General features: G+C 62.6%; 24 protein-coding genes. 14 read left to right on the top strand and 10 right to left on the bottom strand.

Annotation, left to right across the window (positions count from 1 at the left end):
- Position 1 precedes the first annotated feature (1 nt).
- The 8 genes from A8V01_RS10750 to mazG all read left to right on the top strand — a co-directional run bounded on the left by A8V01_RS10750 (position 2) and on the right by mazG (position 6,989).
- Positions 2-1,159 (top strand): D-alanyl-D-alanine carboxypeptidase family protein, encoded by a 1,158-nt coding sequence (locus tag A8V01_RS10750; RefSeq protein ID WP_103095853.1) that lies wholly within the window; start codon positions 2-4, stop codon positions 1,157-1,159.
- Positions 1,156-1,797: a dTMP kinase gene (gene tmk / locus A8V01_RS10745; protein ID WP_103095852.1), complete on the top strand. Its 642-nt coding sequence runs from the start codon at positions 1,156-1,158 to the stop codon at positions 1,795-1,797. The genes A8V01_RS10750 and tmk overlap by 4 nt, the downstream gene beginning before the upstream one ends.
- Entirely contained in the window at positions 1,794-2,771 is a 978-nt protein-coding gene (locus tag A8V01_RS10740) for a DNA polymerase III subunit delta' (protein WP_103095851.1), read from the top strand. The genes tmk and A8V01_RS10740 overlap by 4 nt, the downstream gene beginning before the upstream one ends.
- A gap of 83 nt (positions 2,772-2,854) precedes the next feature.
- Positions 2,855-4,414: a methionine--tRNA ligase gene (metG, locus tag A8V01_RS10735; protein ID WP_103095850.1), complete on the top strand. Its 1,560-nt coding sequence runs from the start codon at positions 2,855-2,857 to the stop codon at positions 4,412-4,414.
- Positions 4,414-5,193 (top strand): TatD family hydrolase, encoded by a 780-nt coding sequence (locus tag A8V01_RS10730; protein ID WP_103095849.1) that lies wholly within the window; start codon positions 4,414-4,416, stop codon positions 5,191-5,193. The genes metG and A8V01_RS10730 overlap by 1 nt, the downstream gene beginning before the upstream one ends.
- On the top strand, positions 5,190-5,972 hold the full coding sequence (locus tag A8V01_RS10725; RefSeq protein ID WP_103095848.1) for an MBL fold metallo-hydrolase: 783 nt from the start codon (positions 5,190-5,192) through the stop codon (positions 5,970-5,972). Before A8V01_RS10730 ends, A8V01_RS10725 begins: the two co-directional genes overlap by 4 nt.
- 2 nt (positions 5,973-5,974) lie before the next feature.
- Positions 5,975-6,154, top strand: a complete 180-nt coding sequence (locus A8V01_RS10720; RefSeq protein WP_245892424.1) for a hypothetical protein — start codon at positions 5,975-5,977, stop codon at positions 6,152-6,154.
- A 52-nt stretch (positions 6,155-6,206) separates the two neighbouring features.
- Entirely contained in the window at positions 6,207-6,989 is a 783-nt protein-coding gene (mazG, locus tag A8V01_RS10715; protein WP_103095846.1) for a nucleoside triphosphate pyrophosphohydrolase, read from the top strand.
- Here mazG and hflX read toward each other — a convergent pair.
- The 7 genes from hflX to dusB all read right to left on the bottom strand — a co-directional run bounded on the left by hflX (position 6,986) and on the right by dusB (position 16,411).
- On the bottom strand, positions 6,986-8,332 hold the full coding sequence (gene hflX, locus A8V01_RS10710) for a GTPase HflX (protein ID WP_211295001.1): 1,347 nt from the start codon (positions 8,330-8,332) through the stop codon (positions 6,986-6,988). The two genes, mazG and hflX, sit on opposite strands and share 4 nt — an antisense overlap.
- 16 nt (positions 8,333-8,348) lie before the next feature.
- Positions 8,349-8,942 (bottom strand): RNA chaperone Hfq, encoded by a 594-nt coding sequence (gene hfq, locus A8V01_RS10705; protein ID WP_103095845.1) that lies wholly within the window; start codon positions 8,940-8,942, stop codon positions 8,349-8,351.
- Positions 8,943-9,086: 144 nt separating this feature from the next.
- A complete protein-coding gene (gene ntrX / locus A8V01_RS10700) occupies positions 9,087-10,487 on the bottom strand; it encodes a nitrogen assimilation response regulator NtrX (protein ID WP_103095844.1) in 1,401 nt (466 codons plus the stop codon).
- 31 nt (positions 10,488-10,518) lie between these two features.
- Positions 10,519-12,717, bottom strand: a complete 2,199-nt coding sequence (locus A8V01_RS10695; protein ID WP_103095843.1) for a sensor histidine kinase — start codon at positions 12,715-12,717, stop codon at positions 10,519-10,521.
- 111 nt (positions 12,718-12,828) lie between these two features.
- Positions 12,829-14,256, bottom strand: coding sequence for a sigma-54-dependent transcriptional regulator (locus tag A8V01_RS10690; RefSeq protein ID WP_103095842.1), 1,428 nt, complete (start codon positions 14,254-14,256; stop codon positions 12,829-12,831).
- Positions 14,253-15,371 (bottom strand): two-component system sensor histidine kinase NtrB, encoded by a 1,119-nt coding sequence (locus A8V01_RS10685; protein ID WP_103095841.1) that lies wholly within the window; start codon positions 15,369-15,371, stop codon positions 14,253-14,255. The genes A8V01_RS10690 and A8V01_RS10685 overlap by 4 nt, the downstream gene beginning before the upstream one ends.
- Positions 15,368-16,411, bottom strand: a complete 1,044-nt coding sequence (gene dusB / locus A8V01_RS10680; RefSeq protein WP_170065893.1) for a tRNA dihydrouridine synthase DusB — start codon at positions 16,409-16,411, stop codon at positions 15,368-15,370. Before dusB ends, A8V01_RS10685 begins: the two co-directional genes overlap by 4 nt.
- Before the next feature lie 80 nt (positions 16,412-16,491).
- On the opposite strand from dusB, the gene A8V01_RS10675 reads away from it, so the two are divergent.
- Genes A8V01_RS10675 through A8V01_RS10665 form a run of 3 tightly spaced genes read left to right on the top strand, consistent with a single transcriptional unit; the run spans position 16,492 to position 18,757 of the window.
- Positions 16,492-17,694, top strand: a complete 1,203-nt coding sequence (locus tag A8V01_RS10675) for a bifunctional 2-C-methyl-D-erythritol 4-phosphate cytidylyltransferase/2-C-methyl-D-erythritol 2,4-cyclodiphosphate synthase (protein WP_103095839.1) — start codon at positions 16,492-16,494, stop codon at positions 17,692-17,694.
- Between the two features lie 29 nt (positions 17,695-17,723).
- Positions 17,724-18,254 carry a hypothetical protein gene (locus tag A8V01_RS10670; RefSeq protein WP_103095838.1) on the top strand — a complete coding sequence of 177 codons (531 nt, stop codon included), beginning with the start codon at positions 17,724-17,726 and terminating at the stop codon, positions 18,252-18,254.
- 2 nt (positions 18,255-18,256) lie between these two features.
- Positions 18,257-18,757, top strand: coding sequence for a CinA family protein (locus A8V01_RS10665; RefSeq protein WP_103095837.1), 501 nt, complete (start codon positions 18,257-18,259; stop codon positions 18,755-18,757).
- Between the two features lie 3 nt (positions 18,758-18,760).
- Here the strand turns inward: A8V01_RS10665 and A8V01_RS10660 are convergent, their stop codons facing one another.
- Entirely contained in the window at positions 18,761-19,207 is a 447-nt protein-coding gene (locus A8V01_RS10660; RefSeq protein WP_103095836.1) for a type II toxin-antitoxin system RatA family toxin, read from the bottom strand.
- Positions 19,208-19,210: 3 nt separating this feature from the next.
- The gene (lipA, locus tag A8V01_RS10655; RefSeq protein ID WP_103095835.1) at positions 19,211-20,170 is read right to left on the bottom strand and encodes a lipoyl synthase; all 960 of its coding nucleotides are present in this window, start codon (positions 20,168-20,170) and stop codon (positions 19,211-19,213) included.
- Between the two features lie 92 nt (positions 20,171-20,262).
- Here lipA and A8V01_RS10650 point away from each other — a divergent pair, with 92 nt between their 5' ends.
- The gene (locus tag A8V01_RS10650; protein WP_103095834.1) at positions 20,263-20,916 is read left to right on the top strand and encodes a carbonic anhydrase; all 654 of its coding nucleotides are present in this window, start codon (positions 20,263-20,265) and stop codon (positions 20,914-20,916) included.
- 133 nt (positions 20,917-21,049) lie between these two features.
- Here the strand turns inward: A8V01_RS10650 and A8V01_RS10645 are convergent, their stop codons facing one another.
- Positions 21,050-22,396 carry a hypothetical protein gene (locus tag A8V01_RS10645; RefSeq protein WP_103095833.1) on the bottom strand — a complete coding sequence of 449 codons (1,347 nt, stop codon included), beginning with the start codon at positions 22,394-22,396 and terminating at the stop codon, positions 21,050-21,052.
- A gap of 349 nt (positions 22,397-22,745) precedes the next feature.
- Between A8V01_RS10645 and gyrA the strand changes: the two genes are divergently transcribed.
- Both gyrA and A8V01_RS10635 read left to right on the top strand, forming a co-directional pair.
- Positions 22,746-25,496, top strand: coding sequence for a DNA gyrase subunit A (gene gyrA, locus A8V01_RS10640; RefSeq protein WP_103095918.1), 2,751 nt, complete (start codon positions 22,746-22,748; stop codon positions 25,494-25,496).
- Entirely contained in the window at positions 25,493-25,834 is a 342-nt protein-coding gene (locus A8V01_RS10635; RefSeq protein ID WP_103095832.1) for a DUF952 domain-containing protein, read from the top strand. The genes gyrA and A8V01_RS10635 overlap by 4 nt, the downstream gene beginning before the upstream one ends.
- Positions 25,835-26,049: the final 215 nt, after the last annotated feature.

Here is a 26,049-nt window from a genome sequence, read left to right as displayed (position 1 = left end):
CTTGAAGTCGTTTTCCACCATCCTCAAGCTGGCGCTGGCCGTCTCTGTCCCGGTCAGTGCCTCGGCAGCCACCATTCCGGCTCCGCCGCCGCAGGTCGCTCCGATCCCGGTCAGCCTGCTGGTCGACCTCGGCTCCGGCCAGGTGCTGGAACAGAAGCACCCTGACACCCCCTTCCTGCCTGCATCGGTGACCAAGGTGATGACTGCCTTCGTCGCTTTCGAGGAAATCGGTGCCGGACGTCTCAGCATGGACCGTCAGTTCCAGGAGCGCCCCGAAACCGAGAAGGAATGGTTCGCCAAGGGCACCAACATGTACATTACGACGAAGGACAGGCCGACCACGCGCGACCTGCTCCATGGCATCATGACCGCTTCAGCGAACGATGCCGCCGTCGTGCTGGGCGAAGGGTACGCCGGCAGTATTCAGGCATGGGCCGCCAAGATGAACGACGCCGCGCGGCGCCTTGGCATGACGCGCAGCCACTACAACACGCCGAACGGCTGGATGGACGAAGGCAACACTTACGTCACCGCCAGTGACCTCGTGCGGCTGGCCGATGCGATGATCACCCGCTATCCCGATCTTTACCGAGAGTTTTCGGGCCACAAGCGCTGGGTCTGGCGCGATGTGCACATGCGCAGTCATGACCCGACAGTGGGCGTCGTGCCGGGGGCAGACGGCATCAAGACCGGTTACACCCGCGAAGCAGGGTACAACTTCCTTGGCACGGCGGAACGCGGCGGACGGCGGCTCGTGATGGTGCTGGCAGGCTCTCCGCTTCCCAAGGTGCGTGACGACGCGGCCAAGGCCCTGCTGGAATGGGGCTTCGCCGCTTGGGATACGCGGCACCTGTTCGATCAGGGGCAGACGATCGCACAGGCCAAGGTGCAAGGCGGTGACGCCCGCTCGCTTCCGCTGGTTGCCAACCGTGAAGTCCACGCCACGATCCCTCGCGGGACCCAGCCGGGCATCACGCTTGCGGTCCATTACGATGGTCCGATCAAAGCCCCGATCCGCAAGGGCGAGCAGGTCGGCGAACTGGAAATCCGCGTTGCCGGCCTCGCCCCCGGTCGTGTGCCGCTTTACGCCGGTCGCGATGTCGGTCCGGCCGGATGGCTGGACAGACTGCTGAACGGGCTTATCAACCTCTTCACATGACGCAGGGTCGATTCATAGCGCTTGAAGGCGGGGAAGGGGCCGGCAAGTCTACTCAGGCCCGCCTGCTTGCAGAGGCGCTGCGCGCACGCGGTCTGGAAGTAGTCACCACGCGCGAGCCGGGCGGCACTGCCGGGGCGGAGGCGATCCGCGCCCTGCTGCTTGACGGTGTAGAGGGTGACGGCGGCGAAAGCTGGAACCCGCGCGCCGAAGCGCTCCTCTTTGCAGCTGCGCGATCGGACCATGTCCACCGTCTTATCCGCCCAGCGCTGGCGCGCGGGGCTTGGGTAATCTGCGACCGCTATCTTGATTCGAGTCGGGCCTATCAGGGCGGCGGCGGTGGCCTGTCGGATGCGGATATCGCAACACTGCATGCCATCGGTAGCGAAGGGCTGCTGCCCGACCTTACCGTGCTGGTGGAAGTCACGCCGACGGTGGCGATGCAAAGGCTCGCCTTGCGCGACACGCAGGGCAGCGACCGCATTGGTGGGCGCGATGCTGCCTACCATGAAAGGGTCGCCAGCGCGTTCGCCTCATTCGCGACGACCGAGCCTGCCCGTTTTGCCCGGATCGACGGTGACGGCAGCCCGCTGGACACGCACGCCCTTGTGCTCTCCGCTCTGGCGCCTCTGCTGCCATGACTGACGCAGAAAAGCCCTTCGTCGGTCAGGACGCAGCGTGGCAGGAATGGCTTGCGGCCATCGCGTCGGAGCGCATGCATCATGCCTGGCTGCTGAGCGGCGGCAAGGGTCTGGGCAAGCGCGCTTTCGCACGGGCTGCAGCGGCTGAGCTTGTGCGCCAGCCCGGCGCTGCCGTGCCGGATGTCGAAACGCATCCCGATATCCACATTCTCGATCATCTTCCCGCCAACGACGACGAAGCGAAGAAGAAGGCGGACGGCAAGCCGTACCAGACAAAGCGCAACATCACCGTCGATCAGGTGCGCGGAATGATCCGCCGCCTTGCGACGAAACCGACCCTTGGCGATCGCCGCGCCATCATCATCGATCCCGCCGATGACATGGAGAAGGGCGCAGTAAACGCACTGCTCAAGGCGCTGGAAGAACCGCCTGCAGGCACGTATTTCCTGCTTATAGCACATCAGCCGGGCCGTTTGCTGCCGACTATCCGTTCCCGTTGCCGTGTGCTGCGTTTCGCGGCGCTGAGGCCGGATGAGCTTGATGCAGTCATTCGCCGGGATGCCCCGCAGGCCGACGCCACCGCTCGCTCCGCAGCAATCGCCGCAGCGCAGGGGTCCCCCGGCGTGGCGCTCGATATCGTCGAGCATGACCTTGGCGGCATCCACGCCTTGATGATGCGCATTCTCCAGCGCGGCGATCCCGACTTTGCGCTACGCGGCGCATTGGCTGAAGAGATGGGAGGGCGTCCCGCTCGCGACCGGCAGCTTGCAGCGCTGGAACTGGCGCGTTCGGTGCTGGTCCAGCAACTGCGTGATGCTCCCCGTCGCAGACAGCTCGCCATAATCGATGCTTATGGCACGCTGACCAGGCTTGCGACGCAGGCGCCAACCTACAATTTCGACGCTGGCCTCCTGATTATGGAAATTGGCGGGTTGCTGGCCTCGGCCGCGATGCCTAGAGAAGCGGCACGTTAGCGCGATTTCGGGACTCCTGCGGGATGTTCAGAACGCACTTGAATATTGACCTGTAAACACCAGCCAGGAAAGCGCGACGCCGCATGGGCGAGCCCTATTACATCACCACAGCCATCAGCTACCCCAACGGGCGCCCCCATATCGGCCATGCCTACGAGGCAATCGCGGCAGACGTGATCGCGCGCTTCAAGAAGGCGGAAGGCTTCGACGTTCGGTTCCAGACCGGGACGGACGAACATGGCCTCAAGATGGCCCAGAAGGCACGCGATCTGGACACCACGCCGGCTGCGCTTGCGGATGAAATGTCTTCTTATTTCAAGGTGATGTGCGACACTCTGAACATCGAATACGATGTCTTTATCCGCACCACTGAACCGCGCCATCACGCCGCGACGCAAGAACTATGGCGCCGGATGGAAGCCAATGGCGACTTGTACCTCGATCGCTACGAGGGCTGGTACTCGGTACGCGACGAAGCTTATTATGACGAAAGCGAACTGCAGGCTGGCGAAGACGGCGCAAAGCTTTCGCCGCAAGGCACGCCGGTTGAATGGACGGTCGAGGAATCGTGGTTCTTCCGCCTTTCCAGGTATCAGGACAAACTGCTTGAGCTTTACGCGTCGGGTGATTTCATCCGTCCCGAAAGCCGCCGAAACGAAATCCAGCGCTTCGTCGAAGGCGGTCTGCGCGACCTATCCATCTCGCGCACCAGCTTCGACTGGGGTATCAAGGTGCCGGGTAGCGATAATCACGTGATGTATGTCTGGGTCGATGCTCTGACCAATTACATTACCGGCCTGGGCTTCCCGGAAGAAACTGCCGACTTTGCAAAGTTCTGGCCGGCCAACGTCCACCTGATCGGCAAGGACATCGTTCGGTTCCACACCGTCTACTGGCCGGCTTTCCTGATGAGCGCCGGATTAGAACTGCCCAAGCAGGTATTCGGCCATGGTTTCCTGCTGAACCGGGGGCAGAAGGAATCCAAGTCTCTTGGCAACGTGACCGACCCCATCGGTCTGGCAGAGACCTTCGGCGTTGATACGCTGCGCTACTTTTTCCTGCGCGAAGTGGCATTCGGTCAGGATGGTTCCTGGTCGGCCGAAGCGATCGTCACCCGAGCGAACGCGGAACTGGCCAACAGTTTCGGCAATCTTGCACAGCGCAGCCTTTCCATGATTTTCAAGAACATGGATGGTGAAATTAAGGCTGGTTTTGAAAGCAACGAAGCTGATGAGGCCTTGTTCACAGCCGTAGCCGAAGGCATTTCCGGGCTCCGCTCTGCCTTCGATGCGCTGGATTTCAGTAGCGGTCTTGAAGCATGGATGCGGGCAGTCTTCGCCTGCAACCAGTATGTGGATGAGCAAGCCCCCTGGGCTCTGCGCAAGAGCGATCCGGCGCGGATGGAGGCGGTCCTGATGACGCTGTTCCGCGTCGTTCGTGACCTTGCCATCGCAGTGCGCCCGGTAGTACCGACCGCGATCGACGCTCTGCTCGACCAGATGGGGCAAGCTGGCAATGCACGCGATTATGCCGCCCTCGGTAACGCAGACTGGTTTACCGATCTGGCCAATTCGGGCTTCAAGGTCGATAAGCCGCAGGGCGTGTTCCCCCGGCTTGAACTCCCAGAGGATGCCGCGGCCTGATGCTGATCGATTCCCACTGCCATCTCGAATACGAAGGTCTGGTCGAGGATCAGCAAGGCGTTCTGGCGCGTGCGCGGGAAGCCGGTATCAAGGGCTTTCTGAATATATCGACGCGGCAGCGGGAATGGGATCGCGTTGTCGCTACAGCGGCGCGAGAGCCCGACGTATGGGCCTCGGTCGGTATTCACCCGCATGAGGCTGATCAGCATGCCGATATGGGGGAAGGGGCCTTGCTTGAAGCCGCGGCCCATCCGCGGGTGATCGGCATCGGCGAAACCGGGCTGGATTATTATTACGACAAGTCCGATCGTGATGTGCAACAGGCCCTGTTCCGCACACATATCGCTGTCTCCCGCCAGACAGCGTTGCCGATCATCATTCATACCCGAGATGCAGAAGAAGATACTGCCCGCATCCTCGAGGATGAAATGGGGAAGGGCGCCTTTCCCGCGTTGATCCATTGCTTCACCGCCAGTGCTGATTTCGGCCGCAAGGTGCTCGATCTTGGCCTGACGATCAGCATATCTGGCATCGTGACATTCAAGAACGCCAAGGATTTGCAGGGCGTAGTTAAGACTATTCCTGAAGATCGCTTGCTGGTAGAAACCGATTCCCCGTTCCTGGCCCCGGTGCCTCATCGGGGACGCAAGTGCGAACCCGCATTCACCGCCGATACCGCCAGCTTCGTTGCCGGGCTTCGCGGCACGAGTGTGGAGGAACTGGGTGAGGCCACGACGCGCAATTTCTTCGCGCTCTTCACCAAGGCACAATACGCGTGAAGGTGACGATCCTTGGCAGCGGCACGTCTACCGGCGTACCCCGGCTCGGCGGCGAAGGTGGAAAGGCTGACTGGGGTTCATGCGATCCTGCCGAGCCAAAGAACCGCCGCACGCGAGTTGCCATCCTGCTGGAAAGCGACGCGGGATCCCGCATCCTTGTCGACACGCCGACCGATTTGCGGGCCCAGCTTCTTGCCAACGATATCCACCGCCTCGACGCGGTATTCTGGACGCACGACCACGCTGATCATTGCCATGGGATCGATGACTTGCGACCCTTGCGTTACGGACGTGCCGGCCCGATCCCAGGCTATGCAGATGCCGAAACGGTGCGCCGCCTTCGGCAGCGGTTCGGTTATGTGTTTGCCGGGCAGCACGGTTACCCGACACTGATTTCGCTGGAAAACCTCGACACGGTACGCTTGTGCGAGGGCTTTCGCGTCGGCCACACGCAGATGCCGCATGGCGGCATGGATTCCACGGGATATCTGTTCGACGCTGATGGAAAATCAGTGGGTTATGCCACGGACTTCAACCAGATTACGCGCGGGATGATCGATCTTTTCTACCGTTGTGACGTGCTGGTTGTGGATTGTCTGCGTCGGGAACCGCACCCCACGCACGCGCACCTGGCGATGTCGCTCGAACTGGCCGACGCGTGCCGCGTGGGCACGGCGGTGTTGACGCATCTCGACAAAAGTATGGACTATGCCACACTGGCTTCGTCCGTGCCTGAGAATGTCCGGGTCGCTTATGATGGGCTGGTGATCACGCCGTGAATATGATGGCCATGCTCGTTTCGATGATTGCCATTGCAGGCTGCCTTGTGCTGGCCTTGCGCAATCCGCAGATCCGGGCACTTGGTGACATGCAGGTGTTGCGGCTCGCGGCCATATGGGCGGTCATCATCATTGGACTCGTGATGGTGATCCAGTGGTCAGGCTTCAGGATAGAGCCGTGAACTGGCTGCTCGCACTCACATACTTTACATAATCATCATTATCGCATCGGGAATGACGGACATCTCACAGCCTCAGATCAGCCGCCTTCTGTCCATAATGGCCCGTCTGCGCGATCCGCAGGATGGTTGTGAATGGGACAAGGAACAGACCTTCGCCACAATCGCGCCTTATACGATAGAGGAAGCCTATGAGGTCGCCGAAGCGATCGCCCATGCTGACATTCCGTCTCTGCATGAGGAACTTGGCGACTTGTTGCTGCAGGTTGTATTTCATGCCCGCATGGCTGAAGAACTCGGACACTTCGCTTTCGACGATGTGGCTGCAGCCATCTCGGACAAGCTGGAAGCACGCCATCCGCATATCTTCGGAGACGACACATCCGATGATGCGCAAACGGATCGGTGGGAGAAACTCAAGGCAAATGAACGCGCCGCCAAGGGAGCCAACAGTGCAATCGATGGTGTTGCCCTGTCCCTGCCCGCGCTGATGCGCGCTGAAAAACTGCAGAAGCGCGCGGCTCGCGTGGGTTTTGACTGGCCAGATCCCAGCGGCGCTGCGGATAAGGTGGCTGAGGAAATGGTCGAATTGGCGGAAGCCGATGCCTGCCACAAGCTGGAAGAGGCTGGTGATCTGCTGTTCGCCGCAGTCAATCTTGTCCGCCTCAACGGGATCGCGCCAGAAGATGCACTGCGCGCCGCGAATGCAAAGTTCGAGCGCCGTTTCCGGGCCATGGAAGCGTGCGCGGCTGATGACGGCGTGGAATTCGCAGCCCTCCCGCTCAACGAACAGGAAGGCTACTGGCAGGTCGTCAAACGCAACGAAGCGCGCTCTTAAAGAGCGCGATATCGCCCAAGCTCACGCTCTGAAAGGCGGACTTCGAGCCGGATTTGCGGCCCCTGCTCGCCTTCGCCGGCGTCTTGTTCCGACAGCACTTCACCACGGGCGTGAAGGAACGCGAACCGCTGGCCATCCGCGACGGGAAGCACGAAGGTGTAAGTCCTCGAATCCTGAGTGAGCTTGCGTCCCGCCGTTTCCAACAGTTCGTCACAGCCCACGCCCGTCAGCGCTGACAGGGCCACGATCGTTTCGCCATCGCGGTGCTCCATGGCTTCGCGCAGCGAACCAGCCTGATCGGCCCCCAGCAAGTCCCACTTGTTCCACACCTCGATAATGGGGATCGCCGCGTCTTCCTGCCCTTCTTCGTCTTCCGGAGCCGTGATCACGCCCAGATCGGAAAGCACCTCAAGCACCTGGCGCTTCTGCGATTCCGTGTCGGGGTTGGCGATATCACGCACATGGACGATGACGTCTGCAGCAGTAACTTCTTCCAAGGTCGCCCGGAATGCAGCGACAAGCTGGGTGGGCAAATCCGAGATGAACCCCACCGTGTCGGACAGGATCGCCTTCTCCAGCCCAGGCAGCCGGATTGCGCGCATGGTGGGATCGAGCGTAGCGAAAAGCAGATTTTCCGCCATGACGCCGGCGCCGGTCAGCCGATTGAACAGTGTGGACTTGCCTGCGTTGGTATAGCCGACAAGCGCGATGACCGGCCAAGGCGCCTTTTCACGCCTGTCGCGATGCAAGCCGCGCGTTCGGCGAACTTGTTCGAGTTCGCGGCGTATCTTGGCCATACGGTCGCGAATCATGCGACGGTCGGCTTCGATCTGTGTTTCGCCCGGGCCGCCGAGGAATCCGAAGCCGCCGCGCTGGCGCTCAAGGTGCGTCCAGCTACGCACAAGGCGTCCGGCCTGATAGTCAAGATGCGCAAGTTCGACCTGCAAGCGCCCTTCCGCAGTCGCTGCCCGTTCGCCGAAGATCTCAAGGATCAGCCCGGTGCGGTCGATGACCTTGCGTTTGAGCTTTTCCTCCAGATTGCGCTGCTGGATCGCTGACAGCGAGCCGTCCACGATAATCAGTTCCGCCTCGTTCAACGCGCAGGCGGTGGCAATGTTCTGGATCTGGCCTTCGCCGAAAAGGGTGCCGGGGCGCGCTTCGCGGATGACGATCGCCATCGCGTCGGCCACTTCGAGACCGATGGCCAGTGCAAGGCCCTTCGCTTCTTCAAGGCGGGCTTCGGGATCAAGGTCGCTGCGATCGCCCCTTGGCCCCTTCATTTGCGGATAGACGACGAGGGCACGCGCGCCGCGCGTGACCTCGCCCTTGAGTTCATCGTTCAATTTTGTTCAGCTTTTCTCAGTCGTCGGCTTCTTCATGCGCCTGAAGGTCGACTGGAGTCACGGGCTGAATCGTCGAAACCGCATGCTTGTACGCAAGCTGCACGTAGCCTTCGCGCTCGAGCAGCATGCAAAACAGGTCATATGCAGCAACGCGACCCTGAAGCATCACGCCATTGATCAGGAACATCGTCACCTGCACACCGGCGTTGCGGATGCTGGAAAGGAAGACGTCCTGCAGAACGCGCTGCTTCTTGGTGTTCTCCGGACCATTGCCGAACTGGCGGGCATCGACCGGGGTCGACGGCATGATCGTGGAAATGGCATGCTTGTAGACAAGCTGCGATTGACCGTCGCGACGCAGCAGGATCGAGAAGTTGTCGAACCAGGTGACGATACCCTGCAGCTTCACGCCCTTGACCAGGAACATGGTTACCGGGGTCTTGTTCTTGCGCAGAAGGTTCAGGAACTGGTCCTGAAGGTTCTGACCACCCTTCCCGCCCGTGACGGGAGCCGGCGCGGGCGCAGCATCTGCGGCTACGGACGGAGCGGCGTCCTCGGTTTCGGGGGCCGGCGTCGATTTGGGTCGCGCAGAAAGGGTACGACCAGCCATGTGTATGCTCCTTATTTTTGGCGGCCGCCCATGCGGTCCGCGATCTGGTCCCGCTGTTGGCGCGGGCCGTTCTCGAATCGGAAACTACCCATTTGCTGCAATGCAGTAAACGGGGTTTTTGTAGCAGAAATGTTACACCGCAACTCAGATCGGTTCGTCGAGGTCCGTTTCATCCTCACGGCGCTCGGACATGCCGAGCAGCTTGAGCTTACGGTGGAGGGCTGATCGCTCCATCCCGATGAAGGCCGCCGTCTTCGAAATATTGCCGGAAAACCGACGAATCTGAACGCGCAGGTATTCTCGTTCAAAGCTTTCGCGGGCCTCACGTAAGGGCGCGCTCATAATGACGGTAACGCCGGCATCACCGCCCCCTCCCCGGCTGCTGAAGATTTCAGGAGGAAGCATATCGGCTTCGATCCGGGCCAGTTTTTCGCGCGGCGCCATGATGACGGTGCGTTCGACCACGTTGCGTAGCTGGCGCACGTTGCCGGGCCATTCGTAAGCCTGCAAAGCGGTCATCGCCTCTCCGCTGACCTGAGGCGGGGTAACGCCCTGTTCATTGGCATAGCGCGCAAAGAAGTGGTCGATCAGGGCCGGGATATCATCTCGACGCTCCCGCAGCGCGGGTATCGAGATCGGCACTACGTTGAGCCGATAGAAAAGGTCTTCGCGGAACCTGCGTTCCGTGATTTCCTTTTCAAGATCGCGAGATGTGGAAGAAACGACGCGCACGTCGACGCGGATCTGCCGGGTGCCGCCCACCCGCACGAAGGCCTGATCGGTCAGGACACGCAGTATGCGCGCCTGCGTCGACAACGGCATGTCCGCCACCTCATCGAAATAGAGCGTGCCGCCGTCGGCGCTTTCGAGAAGACCCGAACGGATCAGCGTGCCGTCGGCTTCTTCGCCGAAAAGCTCCTGCTCGAAACGTTCAGGCGTGATGCGAGCGGAATTGACGCTGACAAAGGCGTTGCCGGCACGCGGGCTCCAGGCGTGAAGCAACCTTGCGGCCACTTCCTTGCCCGATCCTGCAGGCCCGGTGATGAGCAGCCGGCTCCCGGTATTGGCGACGCGCTTGAGAGTGGCGCGAACCTGATTGATCGCACCGCTGGAACCGGTGAATTCTTCCCCGGTCGAGACGCCCTGCCGCAGTTGCGCATTTTCACGGCGCAAGCGTTCCGTTTCGGTAGCACGGGCGACAAGGTGAAGCAGCTTTTCGGCTTCGAAAGGCTTTTCGATAAAGTCTACAGCACCACGACTAATGGCTGCCACAGCCGTGTCGATATTGCCATGGCCGGAAAAGATGATGACCGGCAGTTCGGGCTCACGAGCCTTGATCGCGTCGAGAATTTCCAGCCCATCCATGGGGCTGCCGTGTAGCCACACGTCAAGCAGGACAAGTGAGGGACGGCGGGCATCGACCGCAGCCAGCGCAGCATCACTGTCGCCCGCCGTGCGGCATTCGTAGCCTTCGTCGCTCAGCACGCCGGCGACCAGTTCGCGAATGTCGCGTTCGTCGTCGACGATCAGGATATCAAGTGCCATGGGCCAATCTTCTTCGTGCTGGAAAAACGGGTCATTGCGCGGCTTCCGGCTTGCGCGCGGAAACCGAACCGGTTGCTGCTTCCTGTGCCGACGGGTCATGCGCAAAGCGCATGGTAACCGTGGTGCCCCCTCCTTGCGCGGCCGTGAACGTCATTTCACCGCCGTGCTCCTCGATGATCTTGTTGACGATCGCGAGACCGAGACCGGTGCCTTTCTCTCGCGTCGTCACGTAAGGTTCGATCAGGCGTTCCTTGTCCTGTGACAGCCCGATCCCATTGTCGGTTACGCGCACAAGGATGGAGTGATCCTCATCGACGACTTCGACAGAAATAGCGCCCGGATAATCGCCATCCGCGTCTTTTGACTTTGCTTCAATCGCTTCGACCGCGTTCTTGAGAACATTGGTCATCGCCTGCCCGAATTGATGCCGGTCGCATTCGATCACGCGAATGTCGCGCTCTGCACCAAAGCGAAAGTCGATGTCGGGGCGTGCCACTTCCTGCAGGAACAGGGCCTGCCGGGTGAGAGCGACCGGGTCTTCCGTTCTGAACACGGGCTTGGGCAGGCGTGCGAAGGACGAGAACTCGTCCACCATCTTGCGCAAGTCGCCGACCTGCCGGATGATCGTGCGGGTCAGATCTTCGAACAGTTCGGGATTGTCCGTGATCTGCTTGCGATAGCGGCGGCTGAGACGCTCGGTCGCCAGCTGGATTGGCGTAAGCGGGTTCTTGATTTCGTGCGCAATGCGCCGGGCGACGTCCGACCATGCCGCTGTGCGCTGGTCGAGAAGCTGGCGCGTGATATCCTCGAAGGTGATGACGTGCCCGGTAGCATCGCGGCTGGTCTTGACGGCCAGCGTCAGCAGATCGCCACCGCGGTTGTACTGGATCAGGCCGCTGCTGGCCCCCTGCTCCAGAATCGATCCGATCGAGGGGGCAAGTTCGGCAATCGGCACACCTTCCAGCACGTCTTCGGGGCGATTGGTCAGCAGCTTCTGTGCCGTTGAGTTGAGCAGCAGGATGCGCCCTTCCCCGTCGAGCGAAATGATGCCCGAAGTCACCGATTCCAGAACGGCCTCGATAAAGACGCTGCGTTCGTGCAGTTGGCGGTTGGCGCCAAGCAACGCCTGTGTCTGCTTGTCGATCTGCGCGGTCATGCGGTTGAAGGCCCGGTTCAGCAGGCCGATTTCGTCAGCCCCGGTACGCCCTTCAATCCGCAAGGCATAGTTGCCTGCCCCCACCCGCCGCGCGGCATCGACAAGTTCGTACAATGGCTCAACCTGACGATCCGCGAAGCGCAGCGCAAACCAAACCGAAAGCCCCACCAGCGCCAGCGATGCCACGAACAGCGCCACGTTGAAGCGCAATTGCAGTACGCGCGCCCGGTTGGTCAGCACCTCGTAAGCCTGCACGATGTTCTCGGCACGCTCACCCTGGCTGAGCGACAGCAAATCCGAACTGCGCACCACAAGCAGATAGACGCCGGAGGACCGCTCGATCGGGGCGGCTGCCACGATGCGGTTGTCCTTGGCGCTGACGACATAGGGCTCTCCCTTGTCCAGCTGCTCAAGGCCGATCTTGCTGATCCGGTTGTTCTCCGCCACGCCATCGGGGTCGACGATGATCGGCGTGCGCTGCTCTCCGCTCGAATCGATCTGGATGATTGCTGCGCCGCTCAGATTCCGGCGGATGACGTGGAACGAGAGGAACGCCTGGAATTCACGGCTTGCCACAGGACTGCGGCTCAGTTCCTCGCGCGAGTCGGTTGCCATCGCGACAGATTCGTAGCCGACGTCACGCAGGGTCTGTTCGTAGTATCCCCGCGCCAGCTTGTTCGCATTTTCAAGCAGACCACGAGAACTGTCGGAAAACCAGAACTCGACGCCGGACTGAAACAGCCACGACGCGAAGACCACGACGAGCAGCGTCGGGATCGCCGCGATCAGCGAGAAGATGAACACCAGCCGGACGTGCATCTGCCCGGTCCCGCCCGTGGCGTGCTCCGCCGCACGGCGAAGCGCCATGCGGCGGCCCAGCAGGACGAGGATCGCCATGGCCGGCACCAGCGTGCCCACAAGCAGGCTGGCCGTAAGATTGGATGGCAAAAGCTCACGCCTGTCGGCGCCGCTGTTGAGAGCGAACCATGTGGTTACGGTCATCGCCAGGAAAGCGACGGCAGACAGCACTTCCATGATGGCAAAGAAGTTTGCCCGGCGCGCAGCCACCTGCATCCGCCGCCACCATCGTGGCCATGCACGTTTCTGGACTGCAACCTCGCTCATCGTTGCGCTGTTACAACAGGACTGTGACCGCGCTGCAAGAGTAAATCCACGAGGCTACATCTAAGGCCGACGAGCGAATTCCTCGGGGTCGAGGGCAAGTTCGCCCAGACGCTTGCGCAAGGTGTTGCGATTAATCCCCAGCGCCTGGGCAGCGCGCAACTGATTACCGGCTGTCTCGCGCAGGACTTCGGCAAAGAGAGGCCGTTCGAAAGCGGCCATCGCACTGTCATAGATCGTGCCGCTGGCAGGACGATTGACGGCGAGCCACTGCGACACGGCCGTTGCGATATCGAATACCATGACCGGAGCTTCGCCCTCCGTGGCCGGCGCAGGCTCCGATGCAAGCAGCGGCAGGATCGATTCGGCATCAATGACGTCTTCGCGGGCCAGCAACGCGAGACGATAGATGAAGTTCTTCAATTCCCGCACATTTCCGCGCCAGGACTGGCGGCTGAGCACGTCCGCCGCTTCCTTCGTCAGTTGACGACGCGGCAAGCCTTCGTTGGCCGCATGTTGCAGGAAATGGCGCGCCAGCACGTCGATGTCATCGCGCCGGTCACGCAGCGGCGGCATATGGATCGGCACGACGTTGAGGCGGTAGTAGAGATCCTCGCGGAAACGGCCCGCAGCGATTTCCGGCTCAAGATCCTTGTTGGTGGCCGCCACGATGCGGGTGTCGAGGCGGATTTCCTCACGACCACCAACCCGGCGCACTGTGCCTGATTGCAGCGCGCGCAGAAGGCGGGTCTGGGCCTGCATCGGCATGTCGCCGATCTCGTCCAGGAAAAGTGTACCACCGGCCGCCTGCTCAAACTTGCCGACGTGCCGTGCCACAGCACCGGTAAAGGCGCCTTTCTCGTGCCCGAAAAGCTCGCTCTCGATCAGTTCGGCGGGAATCGCGGCGGTGTTGACGGCGATAAACGGCCCTTCGCGACGATTTCCAAGCTGGTGGATCGCCTCCGCGACAAGTTCCTTGCCGGTGCCGGACTCGCCCAGGATCAGCACCGTCAGATCATTGCGCAGCACGCGCGTGATCATGCGGAACACAGACTGCATGGCGGTGCTTCGGCCGACGAGCGGCAGGCCGTCCGCCACCGGCTCCTCGCCATCGGCGGACAACCCCTGGGCCGTCCCCGCTGCCTGGCGGACGGTGCGGGCCAGTTCATCGATATCGAACGGCTTGGGAAAATACTCGAAGGCACCCGTGTCGGTAGCGCGGACGGCTGTATCGAGCGTGTTTTGGGCCGAAAGGATGACAATCGGCATCTGGGGATGAAGCGTGCGGACACGCTCGATCGTCTCTATGCCATCACCGTCGGGCAGCATCACGTCGGTGACCAGTGCCGCAAAACTCCGTTCGGCCAGCATCCGGTCGCGCTCGGCAATAGTGACGCAATGTGATACGCCAAAGCCTTCCGCCTCCAGCGCGGCGGTGATGACGATGGCGATGGACATGTCGTCCTCGACCAGCAGAACGTCGGTCTTCATGCTGGTTTTCTCCGGGATCGGTAGCGTGTCTCGCGGGCGAGCGGCAGGTGGATGCGGAAGTGCGTCAACCCGTTCTCGTCATCGCGGTCATGGGTGATGCGCCCGTTCATGTCGCGTACCAGCTTGCGGACGAGCGGCAGGCCAAGACCCTGCCCCGACTTCTTGGTGGTGACGAAGGGCTCGAAAATGTGATCGCGCATGGCCGGGTCGATGCCGAGGCCATTATCGCTGACGCGGACCTCGATCGGCAGGCGCAGTGGCGCGCCGTCATCCCCGGTGTGAAGCTGCAGCCCGCTGGCGAAACGAGTGCGGATCGTCACGCGCGGTTCGGCAACATGCTTGCAGGCATCGGCCGCGTTGGAAAGCAGGTTCATCATCACCTGCACCAGCCCGTCGGGGCTGCCCAGCACGGGTGGCAGGGAGGGGTCGAATTCCTCCACCAGCCGGAATGCGGGCTTTTCTTCCTTGGCTGCCTTCAGCACGTCGATGGCGCGGCGCGCGGCCTCGTGCAGATTGCACGGCTCGACAGGAGGCGTGGTGCGGCCGCTAAGCTTCTGCATACGCTCGATAAGTCCGGCCACGCGGTCGACCTCACCGGTGATGAGGTCGGTCAGCGCCTTGTCCCGCTCGTCAACCTTGCGGCCGAGAAGCTGCGCGGCGCCGCGAATGCCCGCAAGCGGGTTCTTGATTTCATGCGCCATGATCTCGGGGCCGCGCAGCACAGCATTGTCAGGCCCACCCGAATCGTCGCCCAGAGCCTCTGCGGCCGAATTGTCGTGCAGGGTCACGACCTGCCAGCCGGGGCTGTCCGCAACCGGGGCCACGTTTATGTCGATCCGGCGCGCGCCCTTGCCCTTTATCTGGACGACGATTTCGCGTGCGGAAACAGGCGCTTCGGAGTCCGACAGTCGATCGAGCAGGCGCCTGTCGGAAATCGACATGATGTCGCGCAGGCGAGTGCCGACAAGCCGGCGCGCCGACTGCCCGAAGAACTGCTCGGCCGCCGGATTGAGCGAGGCGATCGTGCGCCCGAACTCCAGCAGCAGCACTGCATGCGGCAGGCTCGCCAGAAGGCGCTGCGCATCAGGCAGGTCTGTTCGGACTTCCAGGTTCATGCGGCCCTGAGCTGGCCATCGTCACCATCGCGATAGGGCGCGTAGAATTCGTCCAGTTCGCGAAGCACTTCAGCGGGATCGGCAATGAAGTTCAGCTTGTTTCTGAACTCGGCAGAGCCGCGCACGCCCTTGATGTACCAGCCAAGGTGCTTGCGGGCCATCTTGACGCCGGTGTCGGCGCCATAATGGTCAAGCATATCCTCGTAATGGCGGCGGATGATTGCATACTGGCCGGCGATAGAAGGATCGGCGTCGACTTCCTCGCCGCGCCACCACTGCATGACCTGGCCCAGAAACCACGGCCGTCCATACGATCCACGCCCGATCATCAGGCCGTCCGCGCCGGACTGCTCCAGTGCATTGGCGGCATCGGCGATCGTGCAGATATCGCCATTCACGATCACCGGGATGGAGACCGCGTCCTTGACCTTGCGCACGAAGGCCCAGTCGGCCTCGCCCTTGTACATCTGGTTGCGGGTGCGGCCGTGGACCGTGATCATCTTCGCGCCCAGATCTTCGGCAATGCGCGCAAGTTCGGGGGCGTTGAGACTGTCGTGGCACCAGCCCATGCGCATCTTGACGGTGACGGGAACCTTGACGGCCTTGACCGTCGCCTCGATCAGCTTCGTCGCCAGCGGAACCTGGCGCATCAGCGCCGAACCCGCATCGCCGTTCACGACCTTGCGCACCGGACAGCCCATGTTGATGTCGATGATCGCCGCGCCGCGATCCTCGACCAGCTTTGCCGCTTCTGCCATCTGGTCAGGTTCGCATCCGACCAGCTGCATCGAGACGGGATCCTCGATCTTGTCCCACATCGCCTTTTGCAATGACACGCGCGTCTCGCGGATGGCGGCCGGGCTGGCGATCATCTCGGTGACGTTGAGCCCCGAACCGAAAGCGCGGACCATCTTGCGGAACGGCAGGTCGGACACGCCCGTCATCGGGGCAAGCACGACCGGGCAGTCGATCGTCACGGGACCGACATGGATGGGCTTCAGCGCGGGCGGCGGTGCCGGAGGAATGGGCATGTGAGTCATGATAAATGCAGTGCTGCCTAAAAAACAGGCAGCGCATAGTGGATTGCCCTCGCCGCGGCAAGCGATTACCGGCTTCGGCAATGTCGCAAATCGTCTCAGCACCGCAGGTTTCGGCCAGTAACAGCTCAGCTAGCACCTCCGGCAATCGGGCCGATGTTCGCACTGCTGCGATTATCGTGGCGGCGGGCAAGGGCCTGCGGGCCGGCCAGCCGGTGCCGAAGCAGTTCGCACGCTGGCGCGGCAAGCCTGTCATCCGCCATTCGGTCGAGGCGCTGGCTGCTGCCGGATGCATGCCGATCCTCGTCATGATCCCGGAAAATGCAGAGCCGGTTGCCCGTGATGCCCTGTCCGGGATCGACGGCGTGCAGTTTGCCACCGGCGGCGCGACCCGGCAGGAATCGGTGCGGCTGGGGCTGGAAGTTCTCGCCGCGCTGGAACTCGATCGCGTCCTCATTCACGATGCCGCCCGGCCCCTGCTTCCGGCCACAGTCATCGAGCGGCTCCATGCCGCGCTGGACCGGCACAAGGGCGCGATCCCCGTGCTGCCGGTGGCGGACAGCCTGACCCACGCCTCCGGCGAAGTCATGGGTGCGCCCGCCCGCCGCGAAGACTTGCGCCGCGTACAAACACCGCAGGCTTTCCGTTTCGCCGACATCTTGGCCGCCCATCGCGACTGGGATGGACCGACCAGCGCCGGGGACGACGCGCAGGTTGCGCAGGCATGGGGCATTGAAATCGCGCTCGTCGAAGGGGACGAAATCTTGCACAAGCTGACTTACGCCTCCGACTTCGGCGCCGCCAAGCCGCTCATCCGGGTCGGAACGGGCTATGACGTGCATCGTCTTGAGGAAGGCGAGGAACTTTGGCTTTGCGGCGTCCGGATCGAACACAGCCATGGCCTGTCCGGCCACAGCGACGCCGACGTTGCCATTCACGCGCTTGTCGATGCCCTGCTCGGCGCGATCGGGGCCGGCGATATCGGCCAGCATTTTCCGCCCAGCGATCCGCAATGGAAGGGCGCGGCTTCCGACCGGTTCCTTGCCCATGCGGGCAAACTGGTGGCGCAGGCCGGATACGTTTTGGGCAACGCAGACGTCACCATCATCTGTGAAGCCCCCAAGATCGGCCCCTACCGGGAAGCCATGCGCGCACGCCTTGCCGAAATACTCGACGTTGACATCGCGGCGATCAGCGTGAAGGCAACGACGACCGAGAAGCTGGGCTTCACCGGGCGGCGCGAGGGGATCGCGACGCAGGCAGCCGTCAGCCTCTCCCTGGCTTAACCTCGCGGGGCGCGAAGGAATATTTTCAGATGCGTGGACTTTCGCGAACACTTGCCCTGACATTGGCCATGATGCCGTGCGCTGCGATGGCGGCGGAACCCGTGTGTATCAGCAAGGCCGAAGCCACATCGTTGATCGCCTATGCTCTGCCGCAGGCGATCAACGGGACCGCGAAGCGCTGCGCCCCCGCTCTCCCCGCCGATGCTTTCCTGCGCACCAAGGGGCCGGGCCTTGCCTCGCGCTACGCCGCGCAGAAGGACCGCTACTGGCCCAAGGCCAAGCCGGCGTTGATGAAGGCCCTGAACGCGAAGAACGGCGGCAGTTCCGCAGGCATGTTCGCCGGTCTGCCCGACGACACGCTGCGCCAGATGGCCGACGTCTTCGTCGAAGGCTTCGTATCGCAACGCATCGCGACGCGTTCGTGCAAGCAACTCGACCTTGCGATCGATCTGCTGTCCCCCCTCCCGCCCGAGAATACCGCCGGGCTGATCGCGCTGAGCATGGACGTTGCAGGCGCAGCCGACCCCAAGCTCGGCAACGTAACGCTTTGCAAGGATTGACCATGCCTGCCAACGCCTTCTTTCCCGCGGACCTCTATGCCCTCGCCCAAAAGGTGATCGAGGAAAACAAGGCGCTTGGCCGCATGGTTTCGGTGGCGGAAAGCTGCACCGGCGGCCTTGTCTGCGCGGCGCTGACCGAAATTCCCGGCTCTTCGGCAGTTCTCGATCGCGGCTTCGTGACGTATTCGAACGAAGCCAAGATGGAGATGCTGGGGGTCCATTCGGACATTATCGATTCGTTCGGTGCGGTGTCCCCGGCGACGGCATGGGCCATGGCGCAGGGCGCCATCGGCAAGAGCCGGGCGGACGTGGCAGTCGCCATCAGCGGTATCGCCGGACCGGACGGCGGGAGCGAGATGAAGCCGGTCGGCACCGTCGTCTTCGCCTGCGCCAAGCGCGGCGAGGAAGAGGTCAACGCCGAACAGAAGCTGCTGGACGGCAAGACCCGCGCCGAGATCCGCCATCAGGCAGCGATCGTGGCGCTGGAACTGCTGCTGCCCTGACCCCTAGCCCGCCTGTGCCGCGCCGTAGAGTTCGGAGGCGCGGGTTTCGAACGCGGCCACCATCTTGCGGAAGGCCTTGTCGAAATACTGCCCCGCCAGCTTTTCGAACAGCGGATTGCGGAACGTGAACTTCACGTCGAACTCAAGGTCGCACGAAGTTTCATCTACCGGATGGAAGGTCCAGACATTGTCGAGGTCGCGCATCGGGCCGTCGACATAATGGACCTTGATGACGCGTGGACGCTCCTTTTCGACGCGCGAGGTGAACTTTTCCCGCAGCGCCTTGAAGCCCACCAGCATGTCCGCGATCATTTCGTGGCCATCGTCCGACTTTACCCGCGTGGCGACGACCCAAGGCAGGAATTCCTGATAGCGGCCCACATCGGCGACAAGGTCGAACATCTGCTCTGCGCTGTACGGCAGGCGCTTGGTCTCATGAATGCCGGGCACGGATCAGACCCCGGCGCTTGCCGTCACAGGCTGCATCTTCGCCAGCTTGGCGTCGCGGGCGGCCTTCATCTGCGCGAAATCGTCACCGGCGTGATAGCTTGACCGCGTCAGCGGCGAGGACGCCACCTGCAGGAAGCCCTTTGCACGGGCGATCGCACCATAGGCCTTGAACGCCTGCGGAGTGACGAATTCCTTGACCTCGGCATGCTTGGGCGTCGGGCGCAGGTACTGGCCCATGGTCAGGAAATCGATATCGGCGCAGCGCATATCGTCCATCACCTGATGGACTTCGAGCCGTTCTTCGCCAAGGCCGAGCATGATGCCTGACTTGGTGAAGATCGACGGATCGTGGCGCTTCACTTCCTCCAACAGCCGCAGCGACGCGTAATAGCGCGCACCGGGGCGGATGGTCGGATAAAGCCGGGGCACGGTTTCAAGATTGTGGTTGTAGACGTCCGGTCGCGCCTGAACGATTGCCTCGACTGCGCGCTGCATCTTGTTGCGGAAGTCCGGAGTCAGGATTTCAATCGTGGTGGCGGGCGAAGCCGCGCGCACAGCCTGGATTACCTTGACGAACTGGCTGGCGCCGCCATCGGGAAGATCGTCGCGGTCGACCGAGGTGACCACGATATGCTCCAGCCCGGTCTTGAGCACCATTTCCGCCACGTTGTCGGGCTCTGCCGCATCGACGCGGCCGGGCATCCCGGTCTTGACGTTGCAGAACGCGCAGGCGCGGGTGCAGGTGTCCCCCAGAATCATCACGGTGGCGTGCTTCTTCGTCCAGCATTCGCCGATGTTCGGGCAGGCCGCTTCCTCGCACACGGTATTGAGCTTGAGGTCGCGCATGAGCTGGCGAGTCTCGCCATAACCCTTGCTGGTCGGCGCCTTGACGCGAATCCAGTCGGGCTTGCGCTGACGGGCGGGGGCTTCTTCCGGAACCGGGACGGAGGACAGATCGTTCATGCCGTCCAGATAGTCATATGGACGCAAGCTTGCCAGTACGAATATCCAGCGTATGGCGAAGCACCCCTTTCGAAAACAGCAACGGAGCCACCATGACCGAGACAAACGACCGCGTATTGAACGGCCTGATCGACGGCTACCGCCGCTTTCGCGGCACCGGATGGAGCGCGAACCGCGCCCGCTGGGACGAACTGGGACAAGGCCAGTCGCCCGAAGTCATGGTCATCGCCTGCTCTGACAGCCGCGTCGATCCCAGCCAAATCTTCGACGTTGACCCCGGCACCATCTTCGTGGTGCGCAACGTCGCCGCGCTGGTCCCGCCCTTCGAGACGACTCCCGGTCACCACGGCGTTTCAGCCGCGCTTGAATTTGCGGTGCAGGTGCTCAAGGTCAAGGAAGTGGTCGTCATGGGCCATGGCCTGTGCGGCGGTTGCAAGGCTGCGCTGACTCAGGATCTGAAGGACGCGGAAATCGGCCAGGGCGGCTTCGTGGCCGACTGGATCTCGATGCTGGACGAAGCCCGCGTGCCCGTTGCGCACGAACATGGCACCTCGGGCCGCACCGCAGAACGCGCCATGGAGCAGGCGGCAGTGAAGGTCAGCTTGGAAAACCTGATGACCTTCCCCTGCGTGCAGAGCAAGGTGGCCAAGGGCGACCTGAAGTTGCGTGGCGCCTTCTTCGCGATCTCGGACGGTGTGCTGCACCTGCTTGACGAAACCAGCGGCGAATTTGCACCGGTGGAGTAACGGCGTTGGGTGATGGGGCTTCGGCGGCTGAGGCTGGTCCGTCGAAGTCCCATCGGCATTCACAATCTCGCCGCACACGAAAAAGGGCGCCGGTTTCCCGGCGCCCTTTCCTGTTTCGGCCTGGAGCGAAAGCTCAGTTCGCGGCAGCCGGGGCTGCAGCTGCCGGCGCAGGCGAAGCCTTGCTCTTGGCATAGGCCGACCACAGCTTGGCAACTGGCTGACGGGTGCCGGTGACCTTGGCGAAGTTGGCTTCGGCATCGGCATACTTACCCTGAAGGGTCTGCGACATACCAAGGCGAAGCGCGACCTTGTTGGCATCCACGCCCGGCATCGAGGCAGCCTTGGCGTAAAGGGGCTCCGCCTTCGCAGCCTGATCGTAGCTCAGGAACACGTCCGCAGCGCCGACGACGGTGGCAGCCGTCGCGCCCGGCTTGTTGGCATCACGCTCGGTCGCGGGCAGCGAGGCCTTGTCGGCCGCCACACGGCCGTCAGTGTTCGCCTTGTCGGGAACGTCGGCTGCCGTCAGCTTGCCCTTCGAGATACCCGCGTTCATCACCTTGCTGGCTTCACCGGGGAAAGCGCGCGGATCGGCGTTTTCGAGGTACTCGTAGTAGTCGCGCTTGTCGTTCATCGAATCGGTGAGGAACATCAGGCGCATCAGGTCGAGGTTCTGGTCACGCGGCAACGAAGCGAGCTGGCGCACGACCGAGATCGCGGTGTTCCAGGTCGACGGGTAATACTGGCCCAGAAGAGCGGCATATTCCGTCGACGGGCCAAGCTGCTTGGCCGAATAGGTCTGCTGAAGCACCGAACGCAGCGCGGTTTCCGAAGGCGCCTGCCCCTTGGCCTGGGCAGCGGCAACATCGTCCTTGGCCATCTGCAGGGCAGCTTCGGGATTGTTGTTGCGCTTGTAGGCATCGGCCAGAACAGCGTCGAGCTGGCCGGTCGAATCGACGAAGCCGCCGTCCTTCGCCGCCTTCAGATAAGTCGCCGCCCCGGCGTAGTCCTTCAGCTGATACGCGGTGATGCCGGCGTCGTAATTGGTCTTGGCGACTTCCTCGGCCGGCAGCTTGCCGCTGGCGAGCATCAGCTTGTTGCCTTCCTGCTTGGTAGGAAGATCCTGCGAGATGATGCCGAAGTTGCGCATCATCGAACCCAGTGCGCTCTTGTCGTCAGGCGTTGTCGCGGTCGGCACCGCAGCGGCGAACGCTGCCTTGCCGTCGCCGCCCACAGCGCCGTCGAACGCGGCCTTGGCCTTCGCCATCGCTTCGGGCGTCTGCTGACCACCGAGTGCTGCGATTGCGGCTTCCATCGCCTTCTGGAGCGGCTGCGCGGCCTTCACGAACTCGGGGGAGAACTTGCCGCCTGCGGCTTCCTTCTCCTTCTTCGCGGCCATCGCGGGGGTTGCGACCGTCATCGCCAGGCCGCTCGACAGCGCGACGGCAAGAGCGACACGGGAAACAAGGAACTTGCGAGCCATCAAGGCTACTCCTCTCAAGGACAAAACCAAGATCCTGCGGGGCATAAGAAATCCTGCCCGACAGGATCGAAAAAGGGCCGGGAGGGTTTGGCCGGGAAAAAGACCCTTGGCAACCTCTCGCCGCAAATAGGTTTGCGCCACTGAACGCGCATTGAATGCAATTCATCGCAGCTGTTCAGGTTCCCGTCGCGCAGTGCGTCCGGTAGATGTGGAAAAACCCGCCTGGACGCCGCTTCCGGTGGCTTTCCCCCCGCGCATGTCCTAGTGCGGTTCATCCATCCTTTCCCGCAACAACGGCGAACCAATCCGCGTGAGCGACGAAACCGAAAACCTTCCCGCCAACCCGCCAATGGGCCCCGAGGGCGAATTCACCCGCGTCGACATCGTCGACGAGATGAAGACGAGCTACCTCGATTACGCGATGAGCGTGATCGTCAGCCGCGCGCTTCCCGATGTGCGCGACGGTCTGAAGCCGGTCCACCGCCGTATCCTTTTCGCCTCGCAGGAAGGCGGGTTCGTCGCGGGGAGGCCTTACCGCAAGTCCGCAAAGATCGTCGGCGACGTGATGGGCAACTATCACCCGCACGGCGACAGCGCGATCTACGATGCTCTCGCGCGCATGACGCAGGACTGGTCGATGCGCGTGCCGCTGATCGACGGTCAGGGCAACTTCGGTTCGATGGACCCCGATCCGCCGGCCTCGATGCGCTATACCGAAGCGCGCCTTGCCCGCGTCGCCAATTCGCTGCTTGACGATCTCGACAAGGATACGGTCGACTTCGCGGACAACTACGATGGTTCGCGTCAGGAACCCACCGTCCTGCCCGCCCGCTTCCCGAACCTGCTGGTCAATGGCGCAGGCGGTATCGCGGTCGGCATGGCCACGAACATTCCGCCCCACAACCTTGGCGAAGTGATCGACGGCTGCTTCGCGATGATGGAAAACCCGGGGATCACCTCGGAGGAGCTGTTCCAGATCATCCCCGGCCCCGATTTCCCTACTGCCCCGCTGATTCTTGGTCAGAGCGGTGCGCGTAACGCGGCGCTGACCGGGCGTGGCTCGATCATCCAGCGCTGCCGCAGCCACGTCGAGGAAGGGCGCGGTTCGCGCAAGGATGCGCGCTCGATCGTGCTCACCTCGATCCCCTTCCAGGTCGGCAAGTCGAACCTGGTCGAAAAGATCGCCGAGGCCGCCAAGGACAAGCGGATCGAGGGCGTTTCGGACATTCGCGACGAATCCAACCGCGAAGGCGTGCGCGTGGTCATCGACCTCAAGCGCGATGCCTCGCCTGAAGTCGTGCTCAACCAGCTGTGGCGCAGCACCCCGGCGCAGTCGAACTTCGCGGCCAATATGCTGGCGATCCGGGGCGGCCGCCCCGAGATCATGTCGCTACGCGATATCCTGCAGAACTTCATCCAGTTCCGCGAACAGGTCATCACCCGCCGCACCAAGTTCGAACTGAACAAGGCGCGTGACCGGGCGCACATCTTGCTTGGCCTCGTCGTCGCGGTGTCGAACCTCGACGAAGTGGTGAAGATCATCCGTTCCTCGCCCAATCCGGCAGAGGCACGCGCCAAGCTGCTCGCCAAGGAATGGCCGATCGGCGACATCGCCCAGTACATCCGTCTGGTCGAAGCGATCGAACCCGAGGCCGAGGCCGAAGGCGGCATCTATCGCCTGTCCGAAGTGCAGGTGAAGGCGATCCTCGACCTGCGCCTGCATCGCCTGACGGCGCTGGGCCGCGACGAAATCGGCGACGAGCTGAAGCAACTTGCGATCGCGATCGAGGAATTCCTCGCCATCCTGGCCGACCGCGTGAAGCTTTACGGCGTCATGCGTGAAGAATTGCAGGCCGTACGCGATGCTTACGCAACGCCGCGCCTGTCCGAAATCACCGCCGCCTTCGACGGGATCGACGATGAAGACCTGATCGAGCGTGAGGACATGGTCGTCACGGTGACCATGGACGGCTATATCAAGCGCACCGCCCTCTCCACCTTCCGCGCCCAGAACCGCGGCGGCAAGGGCCGCGCCGGCATGGCCACGAAGGACGAGGATGCGGTGACGACGATGTTCGTCACTTCCACTCACAACCCGGTGCTGTTCTTCTCCACCGCCGGCAAGGTCTACCGCCTCAAGGTCTACAAATTGCCCGAAGGCGGCCCGACCACGCGCGGTCGCCCGATCGTCAACCTCCTGCCCGCGCTGGACAAGGACGAGACGATCCAGACCGTGCTTGCCCTGCCTGAAGATGAGGCAGAGTGGAGCAAGCTGTCGGTCGTGTTCGCCACGGCCAAGGGCAACGTGCGCCGCAACGCCATGGATTCCTTCGCGAACATTCCGTCGAACGGCAAGTTCGCGATGCGTTTCGACGAAGGCAGTGATGATCGCCTGATCGGCGTTGCACTGCTTGAACCCAGCGACGACGTGCTGCTCGCCACCCGTCAGGGCAAGGCGATCCGTTTCCCCGGCGACGACGTGCGCGAATTCACAAGCCGCACCTCCACCGGCGTGCGCGGCATGACGCTGAAGGGCGATGACGAGGTCATCTCGCTCTCGATCCTGCACCGCGTCGGCACCGATGCCGAAGAGCGCGAACAGTATCTGCGCTTCGCCCCGTGGAAGGGTGAGAAGGACGGCGAACCGACTCTGTCAGCCGAACGCATGGCCGAACTGGGCGAGCGGGAGCAGTTCATCCTTACCGTCTGCGCAAATGGCTACGGCAAGCTGTCCTCGGCCTATGAATACCGCCGCACCGGTCGCGGTGGTCAGGGTATCACCAATATCGACAACATCGGCCGCAATGGCCCCGTCGTTGCCAGCTTCCCGGCCACGCGTGCCCAGCAGCTGATGCTGGTGACCGATCAGGCCAAGCTGATCCGCCTGCCCCTCGATTCCCTGCGCGTGATCGGTCGCGGTTCGGCGGGTGTGCGCCTGTTCACCGTTTCCGGCGACGAGCACGTCGTCAGCGCGGTCCGCCTCGACGAGGAACCCGATAGCGAGGTTGCTGACGCACCTGCCGCCGGATCTTCGTCCGATGGCACCGAAACCGGCAACGGCGTTATCGGCACCGACAACAACGGCACCGAAGAGGCATGACGCAAACCGTCGCCTACAAGATCCTGACCGGCGAGCAGCTTTCGCGGCTGCTCGCCGAAGGGACGTTTGCCGGGGCACCTGTCGATCTGGCGGACGGCTACATCCACATGTCTACTGCCGATCAGGCGCAAGGCACGCTGGACAAGCACTTTGCCGGTCAGGACGATCTTCACGTGGCCGCGGTGGACCTTGCCGCGATGGGAAGCGCGGTGAAGTGGGAAGTCTCACGCGGGGGTGCGCTGTTCCCGCATATCTACGCGCACCTGCCGCTGTCAGCCGTGATAGTGCATGGTCCGGTCGTGAGGGACGCGGACGGCGCGTTACAGCTTCCGCGCTGATCTTGACATTTATAACCAAATAGGCTATATGGCCCGGCATCCGGGGTGACGAGGTACACGTCGCCTGCGGTGTATCGGGTCGGCGTCGTGGGCCGGGATGCGGTTTCAAAAGCCGTGATCACGCACCCCACGCGTCCGTTCGAAGACCCGGACCGTCCTCTCGGCTTCTGGAAAGGTGGCATCTGCCTGATCCTGCGACATACGGCGGGACATCG

The sequence above is a fragment of the Novosphingobium guangzhouense genome (genome assembly GCF_002896965.1).
Classification (GTDB): domain Bacteria; phylum Pseudomonadota; class Alphaproteobacteria; order Sphingomonadales; family Sphingomonadaceae; genus Novosphingobium; species Novosphingobium guangzhouense.
Note: the sequence above shows the minus strand (reverse complement) of the source record. Positions and strands in the feature narration are given on the sequence as shown.